Raw genomic sequence first — 12,569 nt, 5'->3', positions numbered from 1 at the left:
TGCTGTTTTTGGTCTGTATGGATTATTCCAGGGTGAATTCCGGCGACAGCTGGTGGGCCAGATATTTGAACATGTTGAATACAGCCGTCGTTTTTTCCGTTGGCAGTCCATTGCTGTCCAAGAAATATTCCCCTTTGAACACCAGCACTCCGTCGCGCTCCTCAACGGAGGTGGCTCGCATACCTTCCTGGTAAGCATCATGGTCCTGAATCAGTTGGTTGGCGATCATCAGAAGGTCGGTAGATGAAATTGACTTTTTTTGACTCATGGGAATGTCTCTGTGGGTAAATTGAGCAATTTGTTGTCCCGGCAGGCCGGTACAGACGCGTTCAGTGTATTGAAACCGACATCGGATTACAAATCCTTGTTTATATGATGGTTATTGCAAAAGTGATGAAAGAGTAGGTCGCTAAGTGATTGAAATGCTCAAATTCTGTGAGCCACGACAAAGATCCGCTGTTTTTTATAGTCAAATTGTTGATGAGGTGGTAATGATTAGCGCCCGTTAAGGTATTGCACTGACATGAACTATATAAAAGAGGGAAAACGGTGATTTTTCGTTCTCGTGAAGAGGAAAAATTCGGTTTCCGGCTTGTGTAACGGGCTATTAACAAGTGGGGAAGGGACAACCAAACAAACCCGATTTGTTAAAAACCAGTTGACCTTCTTGGATTGTAGCCCAATATGTAAATACCAATTACATTACGTAACTACTTATCTATACAGTGTCCTCCACCCAGTTCGGGTCTCACTATGTGAATAGTTACTTAATCAGTTTGGCGTATCAACGTTGCCGTGCTATTCAGGTTTTTAAGCGTGCAACTATTTGTTTTATTTTGAATTTTGTAAGCACGAGGACGTAATAGAATTATTATGGGTAAATCTCTCGTTATTGTGGAGTCCCCAGCCAAGGCGAAGACGATCAATAAGTACTTGGGCAAGGACTTCATTGTTAAGTCAAGCGTAGGTCACGTACGTGATTTGCCGACCGGTGCGCGGAGTACGGGCAAAAAAGCAGCAGCCACTACAACCAAAGGGCTGAGTGCGGAAGACAAAGCCCGTATTAAAAAAGAAAAAGAACAGAAAGCACTGATCAACAAAATGGGTGTTGACCCATACCACGATTGGGATGCGCAGTACGAAATCCTGCCGGGCAAGGAAAAAGTCGTTACTGAACTGCAAAAGCTGGCGGCTGATGCTGACTGCGTTTATCTCGCGACCGATTTGGACCGCGAAGGAGAAGCTATTGCGTGGCACCTTCGTGAGATCATCGGCGGCGATGATGAACGTTATAAACGAGTGGTTTTCAACGAGATCACCAAAAATGCGATTCAGCAGGCGTTTGAACAGCCTGGTGAACTGAACATGGATGGGGTGAATGCTCAGCAGGCACGTCGTTTCCTCGATCGCGTCGTGGGTTTCATGGTCTCGCCTCTGCTGTGGAAAAAAGTGGCCCGTGGTTTGTCTGCCGGACGGGTTCAGTCGGTAGCGGTTAAGCTGATTGTTGAACGCGAACGTGAAATCAAGGCGTTCGTTCCGGAAGAGTTCTGGGATATTCACGCGAACACGCTGACTGCCGGTCAGGATGCGCTGCGTCTGATGGTCGCTCAGCAAGCGGGTAAAACCTTCCGTCCGGAAAACGAAGCTGACACCATGGCGGCAAAATCGCTGCTGGAAAAAGCGGCGTATACCGTGGTGGATCGTGAAGATCGCCCGACAACCAGCAAACCCTCTGCGCCATACATCACTTCGACGCTACAGCAGGCGGCCAGTACGCGCTTGGGCTACGGGGTGAAGCGCACCATGGGTCTGGCTCAGCGTCTGTATGAGGCGGGCTACATTACTTATATGCGTACGGACTCGACGAACCTGTCGAAAGAAGCGGTTGAGACGGTACGCGAATACATCACCAGTGAATACGGTGAGCAGTACCTGCCGGGTAAACCGAATGTGTATGGCAGTAAGCAAAATGCACAGGAAGCGCACGAAGCGATCCGTCCGTCCGATGTGGCTGTTAAAGCCGAGAATCTGGAAGGGATGGATGCGGATGCGGTGAAACTGTACGATCTGATCTGGCGCCAGTTTGTCGCCTGTCAGATGGTTCCGGCTAAATACGATTCCAGCACCATTACGGTGGAAGCAGGTGACTTTACTCTGAAAGCCAAGGGCCGCACCCTGCGCTTTGCGGGTTGGACGCATGTTCAGCGCCCGATGGGTAAAAATGAAGACACTACGCTGCCGATGGTTAGTGTCGGAGATACCCTGAAGCTAGAGTCGCTGGAACCGAAACAACACTTCACGAAGCCGCCGGCTCGCTTTACTGAAGCGGCACTGGTTAAAGAGCTTGAGAAGCGCGGTATTGGTCGTCCGTCGACGTACGCGTCTATTATCTCGACCATTCAGGATCGTGGCTATGTGCGTGTTGACCAACGTCGATTCTATGCTGAAAAAATGGGTGAGATCGTTTCGGATCGTCTGAGCGAAAGCTTCGCGGATCTGATGGATTACGACTTCACGGCTCGCATGGAAGGCAACCTGGATAAGATCGCTGAAGGTGAAGCGAACTGGAAGAAGGTGCTGGACAACTTCTTCAATGATTTCTCTGCTGAACTGGAAAAAGCCGAGCAGGAAGAAGATGAAGGCGGCATGAAGCCGAACAAGATTGTTCTGACTGATATTGAGTGTCCGACCTGTGGCCGTCCAATGGGTATCCGTACCGCTTCAACCGGGGTGTTCCTGGGCTGTTCCGGCTATGCTTTGCCACCCAAGGAGCGTTGTAAAACAACGATCAACCTGGGTGACGAAGAAGGGATCGTGAACGTTCTGGAAGAAGACGTTGAAACTGCCGCGCTGCGTGCGAAGAAACGTTGTCCGAAATGTAGCACCGCGATGGATGCCTACCTGATTGATCAGGGCCGTAAACTGCATGTTTGTGGTAATAACCCAAGCTGTGATGGCTACTTGGTTGAGAAAGGCGAGTTCAAACTCAAGGGTTACGAAGGCCCGGTTATCGAGTGTGACAAGTGTGGCTCGGACATGGAGCTGAAAAACGGTCGTTTCGGTAAATACATGGGTTGTACCAATGAGTCATGTAAGAACACCCGTAAGATTCTGAAGAACGGCGAAGTGGCGCCACCAAAGGAAGATCCGGTTCACCTGCCAGAGCTGCCATGCTCGCAGGATCCTGACGCGTACTTTGTACTGCGTGACGGGGCATCCGGTTTGTTCCTGGCAGCCAGCACGTTCCCGAAATCGCGTGAAACCCGTGCGCCGTTGGTGGAAGAGCTGGTGCGCTTCCAGGATCGTCTGTCATCGAAGTTCCATTACCTGACAGAAGCGCCAACGCATGATCCGGATGGTCGTCCGACAGTGGTGCGTTTCAGTCGTAAAACCAAAGAGAACTATGTTCGCTCTGAGGATGACGGCAAGCCGACGGGCTGGACGGCACTGTACATTGACGGAAAATGGGAAGTGACCGACAAGCGTAAAAAGACCAAGGAAAGTTGAGTCTGAAAACGAAAAAAACCGCCGATAAAGGCGGTTTTTTTGTCTCTGAAGCAGTGCCAATTAAAACGGTGTCAATGAATCCTGTGCCAAAAATCTACAGTGAATAGGGCTGTGCACACTTTTGTGAAACGGCTCAGGCGGCAATGTCACTGGTTACCGGTACACCGCTGTGGAAACGAAAGTCGGGGTCGTCGCCGATAATCAGCTCTGCTTCTTTTGCGCCAATTGCCCGGATGCGATCAGTGATATCGCAACCGGCGATCTGCTCGGCCAGTGTTAGGTAGTCCTGATAATGGCGTGCCTCAGAGCGCAGCAATGAAATGTAGAACTTCTTGAGTTCGCCATCGAGGTACGGTGCCAGTTTGGCAAATCGCTCGCAGGAGCGGGCTTCAATGTAGGCACCGACAATCAGCTTATCCACCAGAGTGGCAGGTTCATGGGTGCGTACCGCTTTCATCAGGCCACGGGCATAACGACCGGCACGCAGGTTGGAGTAGGGGATGCCGCGAGCAGCCATGATATCCAGCACTTGTTCAAAGTGGTGAAATTCTTCTTTGATCAGACGGACCATCTTGTCGATAAGCTCTGCACCGAAAGGAAAGTCCGCTTTTGGCTTCAATTCTGCGCTCAGGCCATTTTTCTTGCCGTGGAAGGCGGCGGTGTCGCGATGGATACCATACACAAATTCTTCGTACGGCTTAGCCCATTCCAACAGCGCCTTGCCGCTTTCAGCATCTACTGCGTACTTGCGGATCAGGAACATGGCTGTCTGACTGGCTTTCAACTCGCAATTACAGTGATCGACCAGCAATGCGGTCTGGTTCTCTGGTTTACGGGCTTCGTCAATCCAGGCTTGAGGCGTTTCACAATGCAGGAACTGTTTAATTGGCGTCAGTAGCTCGTCAATCATCCGCTCGGTGGTATTCATGGGCTTGCTTGTCTGAAATTGGTGAAATTAATTCGGCGCAGTATAGCAAAGAAAGTGGTGTTGGCGCAGCTTAGCCACCCCATGAAAAAGGCCACCTTGCGGTGGCCTCTGGCGAGTCTTGCTGAGGGTCGATGACCTTACCATTTACGTTTCGGCTGAAACAGAACATCCAGCTCATCCTGATCTTTTTCGATCCGTTGTTGGCGCTGTTGCTCCTGATTGCGGTTCTGGTTGCTGTCGATATCCGCAAGCATTTGCTGGAGCTTTTCACGAGCCTGATTCGCATAGTTGTCGTTTTTCGTTGCCAGTACGTCCAGACCTTTCTTCAGCAACTGTTTGGCGGTACCCAACTGGCGTTTGGCCGTGGCATCGTTAGCACGCTTAATCACATTTTCGATGTTAATACGCAGCTGGATCCCTTCAAGTCGTGCATTTTCCGCCACAAATGACTGTGTCGGCATGCGCCCCTTACTGTGCTCACTCTTAATGACCGTTTTCAGCCGTTTGACCAGCTGTAACATGCCAATCGCCTGTTTGTCCGTACTCGGGACTTTAAACGTGGCCACATCTGACGCCGAATAGTTGTCCTGTAACTGGCGGATTTGCTCGGCCACATTATCAATGCGTTGCGGCAGTGATTTATCGGATGGATCGGTATCCAGCATACTCTGCAGGGAATACAGAATCCGTTTATTCAGGCAAACCAACAGCTCTTTGCTGTAAGGCAAGTGATGGGCATTGCCGATCAAATCTTCGGTTGCATCAATAATTGCGATGTATTTGGCAAGTTCCTGCTGTTTGCTGCTTTGCAGTTTCTGGCGATACTGGATAATGATGTTGTATCCAATGATTAACACCAGTAATAAGCCCACTAAGCCTATAATCAGTGGCATGCTCATAAATTAGATAGACCGTCCATGCTGACACTAAGCCTCATAAGATACACTATCTCGTAAAGGGGTCATAGCGTTGTGGCTATTTTTGCTAAGTAAAACCGGGCTTAACGGTGATGGAGGCGGACAAATTTTGTCTGGCAGGCTGGAATGGGTTTCACATCTGCAGAAAACTTGACTATTCGCCGGTGAAAAATCATCTAACACTAGGAAAAGAATCTAATAAGTTATATAACATTAAGTCATAGATGGGTGCATTGATATAATGGACTATGAATAGGCGGTACCATGAAATTACAGCAGTTAAGATACATTGTTGAGGTGGTTAATCATAACCTTAATGTCTCCTCAACCGCTGAGAGCCTGTACACCTCTCAGCCGGGAATCAGTAAACAGGTTCGCTTGCTTGAAGACGAGCTGGGTATCCAGATTTTTGAGCGCAGCGGCAAACACCTGACCAAAGTGACGCCGGCGGGGGAAGAAATCGTCAAAATTTCCCGCGATATTCTGTCCAGAGTTGAAAGCATCAAAGCCGTTGCCGGTGAGCATACCCACCCAGAAATGGGCACCCTGAACATAGCCACGACGCATACACAGGCGCGATACGCGCTGCCTGCGGTTATTCAGGGCTTTACTGCGCGTTACCCGAAAGTCACCCTGCACATGCATCAGGGGACGCCGAGCCAGCTGGCGGATGCGGTCTCGAAAGGGACTACTGACTTTGCGATTGCCACCGAAGCGCTGCACCTGTATCAGGACATGATCATGCTGCCGTGCTACCACTGGAACCGCTCGATTGTGGTGCGTGCGGATCACCCGCTGGCACAGAAGAAAGAGATTACCATTCACGATCTGGCGGCGTATTCGCTGGTTACTTATGTGTTTGGGTTTACCGGTCGCTCAGAACTGGACAGTGCCTTTAATCGTGCCGGTCTGACACCAAGAATTGTGTTTACCGCGACAGATGCCGATGTGATTAAAACCTACGTTCGGTTAGGCATCGGGGTTGGGGTGATTGCCAGCATGGCGATGGATCCGGCGACGGACAGCGACCTGGTGGCGATTGACGCGAGCCATATTTTTGAAGCCAGCACGACGAAGATCGGCTTTAAGAAAGGGACCTTCCTGCGATCTTACATGTATGACTTCATGGAGCGCTTTGCCCCGCATTTGACCCGTAATGTGGTCGATCAGGCGGTTGCACTGAAAACCAACGCCGAAATTGAAGCGCTGTTTGCCAATATGGAGCTTCCGGTCCGCTAATCGCGCGATTTGCAGGGTGGCAGAGGCTACCCTGCAATACCCTCTCAGTTCGTCTTTCCCCGGGGCTCTTACTCCCTTAAATCTTGTTTTTCTTTCTTGTTGAGACAGGCTCTCTTTCTGCTCAACCTCCCAGGATTAGTATATAATTGCGAGGTTTTACCTGACCCTGGCAAGAGATACTGATGTACATCCCGTTATTCCAACAGCTTGATAGCCTTCTGACTGCGACCTGCGATTACTGGCAGTTTCTGCCATTCGCCACACCGCCGGGGCAGTGGCAGCACTCATATCCGGAGATGTACCAGTGGCTCGTTCAGTTGAAGGATGACGATCTTCAGCTGTACCGGGACGATCCTGAACGACTTGCCCGGGCACTGTCACCGTGGATCCCTGAAGCGCAAGCGCTGCTGGCGTTAAGTGAGCTGGAATCCCTGCCGCAGGTCTCCCGTCCGTTACCCCGGGGGATGGACGCCGGTGTACCAGGAAGGAAATGGCAGCAGCTGGAAGCTTTTAATGGCGCAATGCCGGCGTTAGGGCTGCCCTGGTTGGAATGGTGCGCCGGAAAAGGCTTTCTGGGGCGGGTGCTGGCAGCGAGCCATCTTATGCCGGTGACGAGTTTAGAATGGCAAGCTGGATTATGCGAGGCTGGTCAGGCTGCGGCACATAAGCTGAAGTTGCCGATGACGTTTGTACAGGGCGATGCGTTTTCCGCGGACAGTGAGCAGTATATTGTGCCGGAGCAGCATGCGGTGGCTTTGCATGCCTGCGGCGATCTCCATGTGTCATTGCTGTCACGGGTGGCCCGGAAAAAGGGGCAGGCCGTCAGTGTGTCTCCCTGTTGTTATCACCTGATTCGTGGTCATGCCTATGAGCCGATGTCGGCCGTGGCGCGCAACAGCCAGTTATCGCTGTCAAAGCAGGATTTAAAACTGCCCTTGCAGGAAACGGTCACCGCAGGCAACCGGGTGAGAAACCTGCGTTTTCTTGAGGTGAGTTACCGCCTCGGGTTTGACAGCCTGCAAAGGAACATCCGCGGTCAGGACAGCTATCTGCCAGTGCCGAACGTGCAGAAAGCATTACTGAATGAAGGCTTTGAAGCCTTCTGCCGCTGGGCTGCCGGGCAAAAGCAATTGCCATTGCCGGGCAACATTGATTTTGCGGTCTGGCAGAATGAGGGAGAGCAGCGCTATCACTGGGTGGAACGCCTGGAGTTGGTGCAGCAAGTGTTTCGTCGTCCGCTCGAGTTGTGGCTGGTATACGATCGGGCGTGCTTTATGGAAGAAGCGGGTTATCGGGTAAGCGTCGGTACTTTCTGCGACAAGCCGATCACACCACGTAATATTCTTATTCATGCGGAGAGAATACCTTAAATGGACACAAGTACACTGATTTACTGCGCCTTGGCTTTAGCGGCGGGCTGTTTTGTCCAAAGCACGGTGGGTTTTGGTATGGCTATTGTCGCAGCCCCCATTGTGTACTTTTTTGAACCTCGATTTGTGCCTGGTACGGTGACCTTTGTGGGGCTGGTTCTGGCCCTGATAAACATGTGGCAGTACCGGGCCATGATTTCTCTGAAAGGGCTGGGGGCGGCATTTGTCGGGCGGGTGCCTGGTACGCTGGTCGCCGGCGCGTTGTTGCTGTATATCTCCGCTGAAGCATTGGCTTTGGTGTTGGGCGCAGGGGTACTGATTGCCGTATTTATCAGTGTACTGAAAGTGAGGATTAGGCCGACCTCGACATCCTTATTCTGGGCTGGTTTTGCTTCCGGTTTGATGGGCACCACCACATCAATCGGTGGTCCGCCGATGGCGCTGGTACTGCAACATGCCGAAGCCGGTAGTCTGCGAGCTAATCTGGCCGGGTATTTTGTGTTCAGTTGTATTTTGTCACTGATCACGTTATCGGCGACGGGACATTTTAGCTGGTGGCACCTGAAGTATGCGCTGATGATTTTACCTGCGCCGATTCTGGCGACCTGGTTTGCGTATCGGATTCAGCATTTAATCAAAGCGGAGTGGTTGCGGTTTGCCCTGCTTGGTTTGTGCTCATTTTCGGGAGTGATTGCTATCTGGCAGGGACTGTCACCACAAATGGCGTAAATAATGACGGGGAAGCATCAATGCTGCAGCATGCGTTGGTGTTACCGAGCCAAATACAAAAGGCCAGTGCAATGCACTGGCCTTTTTAGTCGGTTTTAGCTGGGCTGAAAGTCAGACCACTGCCGTATGCTGAAGCGTGAAATTGCGTTCTTCATGCTCATGAGCCGGCATTGGACGACCGAGGAAATAGCCCTGACAGTAATCAAACCGGCAGGACTTCAGGTAGTCCAGCTGCTCCTGGGTTTCTACTCCTTCTGCAACAACACGCAGATCCAGTTTCTCACAAATTGCACGGGTAGCTTCAATAATCGCCTGGCTGCCTTTGTGCTCGCCTTGCACAAAGCTTTGATCCAGCTTAACTGTGCTGATTGGCAGATCCTGCAACTGAGACAGGGATGAATAGCCGGTGCCAAAATCATCCAGATACAGCTCCAGACCCAGCGACGCGAGATCATCCAGGCACTGCTTGGCATCATCGTATTCCTGCAGCATGGTTGATTCTGTCAGCTCAAGGGCAAGTTGCGATGGCGGGATGTTATAGCGTAGTAACAGCGATTCTATCGTTGGAGCCAGGCTGGATTGGAGCTGAGCCCGTGACAGGTTCACGCTCATAATAAAGCCTTTACCGAACTTCTCGCGCCAGACTGACAACTGCTTACAAGCGGTCTTCAGGATCCACTTACCGAGCGGTACAATCTGGCCGGTTTCTTCTGCCAGCGGAATAAATTCGGCCGGGGAAACCTGTCCCAGTTCTTCATCGTGCCAGCGGATCAGCGCCTCGAACCCTTTCAGTTGCTGGGTCGTCATATCAACAATCGGCTGGTAGTAAAGCTCAAAAGCTTCCGCTTCCAGAGCCAGCGTCAGGTGATGGCGCAGGGTCATTTTCCGGTACAGGGCATCGGCCATATCCGGCGAGAAATGATGGCTGCGGTTGCGACCCCGGAGCTTGGCGCGGTGCATCGCCATGTCAGCCTGAGTGATCAGGGTTTCAATATCTTTGGCATCTGTCGGGAAGTCCGAAGTACCAATGCTGCATCCGATTGAGAGCTCGCCCACTTCTTTGAGGTGAAACGGCCGGTTCAGGGCGCGGATCAGCTTCTGGGCAAACAACGAAGGCTGGCGGATATTACGGTGCTCGACCTGAATGATGAACTCATCACCGCCAAACCGCGCCAGCAGGCCATCATCTTTGACCTCGTCCTTCAGGCGGATGGCAATGGCCCGCAACAGTTTGTCACCAATGGCATGGCCATAGGTGTCATTGACCATTTTAAACCCGTCAATATCCAGAAACAGCAGACTGTAAGGGTGCTGGTTGTTTTGGTTTTCGGTAATGGCGTTAGTGATACCGCGGCGGTTCAGCAGGCCGGTCAGAAAATCATGTTCGGCATTGTATTTGGCTTTTTGCAGCTGCTCTTTCTCCTGGCTGATGTTAACCAGATTAAGCAGCAGTTGGTGTTTGTCTGTCAGCCACTTGCCATCAATACTGAACCAGTGATGATTTTTGCCGGTCCAGCACAACTTTTTGGTTTTCAAGTTGCCTTCGGTTTTGGCTTTGGCCAGCCATTCCAGAGCTAACTGACTGTCACCCAGAAATCCTTCCAGGCTGAGTAATCGATCGCCAAAAGCGTGGGTAAATGTGTTGTTAGCACTGACCAGTTCGCCATCTTCGGCAAACAGCAGGGCTAAATTGGAGGTACTGGAAAACGCCAGTTCGCGGCGCAAACTGGATTCTTCGGCAATGACTTCAACCAGCATTCCGATGCGACCATCTTCTAATGGAATGCCGGAAAAATAGCAAAGCGCTTTCTTGAGAATGTTGTTCGGGGAGAAATACCACCAGGTTTTGACAGTTTCACCCTCTTCAAAACATTTCAGGTAGCTGTCGAGCACGGCATTCACCGCCTCTGACATATCCCGGCTAAGGTCGCGCGATACCAGCTCTTCTCGACAGGTCGCTTCCCATAAAGGCAAGGCGGCAGAATTTGCCCAAAGAATACGTTTTTGGTGAATGTCGAATACCCATACAGGCGACTGAAGGTATTCAAAAAGAGAAAAAGAACGATTCATCACCAAGCTATATAAATTATTGTGATAGTTGATAAATACTATATTAAAAACAGGATGTTAAGTATGTGCTCACTACGAAAGCGTGATGCTAATTCACGAATAATGAATTATTCTGTGTTATTTCTTGAAAGTCAGCAAAAAAATCGATAGCTGATCACTGTTTTTATATAAATAAGTGACTATTTTGAACGATAAACCCTAGCTTGGGTATGACTAAAAAGTATCAAATTGTATTTTTGAATCGCCAGATAAAATAAAGGCAGCTGCAAGAAGCAGCTGCCTGGTTAATTATACAGGTCTCATTTTAACCGGTTAGCCAACAGCGGGTAGCAGACCAGCCATCTGCAGCAGCTGTGAGGAGATAATCAGCACTCCGGCGCTTGCCGCCAGCAGCAGCGCCGGTTTACCGCCTGCCACCCGGTAGGCGTCATCTTCCTGACCCCGTTGCTTGCGTTGTGCTGTCACCATGGCGACCGGTAGGAACACCGCCAGAATGACCAGGGCAATCGCCGCAAAACCCAGCGCCATAATGAAGCCCTGTGGGTAAAATAGGGCAAAGCACAGTGGTGGTACAAAGGTGATCAGTGCGGTTTGCAGACGGGCACTCTTGCTCTGACCTTTGCCAAAGCTGTCCGCGATGAAGTCAAACAGCCCCAGACTCACACCCAGAAAAGATGTGGCCAGCGCCAGGTCGGCAAACACGGAAACAGACTGGCTGACCATTGGGTTGTGCAGAATTTCGCTCAGTGCACCGATAAAAGTACCCAGAGAATTATTCGCCATCAGCTCACTTTGGCTCATCACCCCCTGGCTGGCTACCTGCCAGAAAATGTAGATGATCAGCGGCAGGGACGAGCCAAAAATCATCACCTTACGCAGTGATTTCATATCCAAACCGATGTAGCGCACAATCGACGGGATACTGCCGTGAAAGCCGAACGAGGTAAAAATTACAGGCAGGGCAGAAATGACCAGACCTTTCTCTACCGGCATGTTCACCAGATGTCCCCCCTCAACGTTGGGAACCAGCAGGCCCAACATCACTACCAAGGCAACGACTTTAAGTGTAAACAGGACACGGTTCACCAAATCGACAGAATGTGTCCCGACCCCGACGATAGTTGCAATAATTACTGTAAACAACACGGCGCTGCTTTGCGGAGAAATACTTAATCCGGCCCAGTAGTTCAGTTTCTCATTAAGTTGATCACCGCCACCGGCAATGTAAGCCGCACACAGTGAGTACATCAGGAACACCACCGCGAAACTGGCCAGTAACTGGCCCTTACGGCCCAACAGCTGATGTGCGAGGGAATTCAGGGTTGCTGACGGATCGGCATGCTGGTGAACTTCCAGCATCAGCAATGCTGTGTAAGTCATAAGCAGCCAGATACTGAACATGATCAGCGTGGCAGTGGTGAACCCCAGTCCGGCTGAAGCCAGGGGAAGGGCAAGCATACCGGCACCAATGGTTGTACCGGCAATAATCAGCATACTGCCGAATGTTTTATTCATGGACATTAAATGGATCACTCCCAGAAAAAGGATTTAGCGGTTCGGGAGGAAGTGTTTACACCTGCGGTGACTTCCTGCATGTAAGGAGGCCACAACGGCGCGTTCAGGGTGTTTATTTTTGTTTACACCTGTCTAAGCCGTTGTGGCTATCGATAGCAAGTGTTCATCTGGTGGTTTTCCATACTTCGACGCTGCTTTTTAGTTGTAAATTGCGGTTTTCTTACTCAGGGTAAGGTTTGGTTTTGTATGTGTACCTTATCCTTATGATATCTGGCTGTCAACTTTACTTTATCT

General features: G+C 50.8%; 9 protein-coding genes. 4 read left to right on the top strand and 5 right to left on the bottom strand.

The annotated features are described in order from the left end of the window. Positions 1-22: 22 nt before the first annotated feature. A complete protein-coding gene (locus PGW97_RS10890; protein WP_047883327.1) occupies positions 23-268 on the bottom strand; it encodes a YciN family protein in 246 nt (81 codons plus the stop codon). A 605-nt stretch (positions 269-873) separates the two neighbouring features. On the opposite strand from PGW97_RS10890, the gene topA reads away from it, so the two are divergent. Beyond that, complete coding sequence (topA, locus tag PGW97_RS10885; RefSeq protein ID WP_217393022.1) at positions 874-3,507, top strand: type I DNA topoisomerase; 2,634 nt, start codon at positions 874-876, stop codon at positions 3,505-3,507. Between the two features lie 133 nt (positions 3,508-3,640). Here the strand turns inward: topA and miaE are convergent, their stop codons facing one another. Next, positions 3,641-4,435 (bottom strand): tRNA isopentenyl-2-thiomethyl-A-37 hydroxylase MiaE, encoded by a 795-nt coding sequence (gene miaE, locus PGW97_RS10880; protein ID WP_273857314.1) that lies wholly within the window; start codon positions 4,433-4,435, stop codon positions 3,641-3,643. Between the two features lie 137 nt (positions 4,436-4,572). Continuing rightward, complete coding sequence (locus PGW97_RS10875) at positions 4,573-5,334, bottom strand: hypothetical protein (RefSeq protein ID WP_047883330.1); 762 nt, start codon at positions 5,332-5,334, stop codon at positions 4,573-4,575. Between the two features lie 282 nt (positions 5,335-5,616). Between PGW97_RS10875 and cysB the strand changes: the two genes are divergently transcribed. From cysB to PGW97_RS10860, 3 genes are all read left to right on the top strand, one after another. Then, on the top strand, positions 5,617-6,591 hold the full coding sequence (cysB, locus tag PGW97_RS10870) for an HTH-type transcriptional regulator CysB (protein ID WP_047883331.1): 975 nt from the start codon (positions 5,617-5,619) through the stop codon (positions 6,589-6,591). 182 nt (positions 6,592-6,773) lie between these two features. Continuing rightward, positions 6,774-7,961 (top strand): methyltransferase, encoded by a 1,188-nt coding sequence (locus PGW97_RS10865; protein ID WP_273857313.1) that lies wholly within the window; start codon positions 6,774-6,776, stop codon positions 7,959-7,961. Then, entirely contained in the window at positions 7,962-8,690 is a 729-nt protein-coding gene (locus tag PGW97_RS10860) for a sulfite exporter TauE/SafE family protein (RefSeq protein WP_273857312.1), read from the top strand. A gap of 111 nt (positions 8,691-8,801) precedes the next feature. Here the strand turns inward: PGW97_RS10860 and PGW97_RS10855 are convergent, their stop codons facing one another. Both PGW97_RS10855 and tyrP read right to left on the bottom strand, forming a co-directional pair. After that, a complete protein-coding gene (locus PGW97_RS10855) occupies positions 8,802-10,760 on the bottom strand; it encodes a putative bifunctional diguanylate cyclase/phosphodiesterase (protein ID WP_047883334.1) in 1,959 nt (652 codons plus the stop codon). A 312-nt stretch (positions 10,761-11,072) separates the two neighbouring features. Beyond that, positions 11,073-12,281 (bottom strand): tyrosine transporter TyrP, encoded by a 1,209-nt coding sequence (gene tyrP / locus PGW97_RS10850; RefSeq protein WP_047883335.1) that lies wholly within the window; start codon positions 12,279-12,281, stop codon positions 11,073-11,075. Positions 12,282-12,569: the final 288 nt, after the last annotated feature.

Origin of the sequence: Photobacterium sp. GSS17 (assembly GCF_028621875.1) — a bacterium.
Lineage (GTDB): Bacteria > Pseudomonadota > Gammaproteobacteria > Enterobacterales > Vibrionaceae > Photobacterium > Photobacterium ganghwense.
The sequence above is the reverse complement of the archived record's forward strand: the minus strand, read 5'-3'. Positions and strand labels throughout refer to the sequence as shown.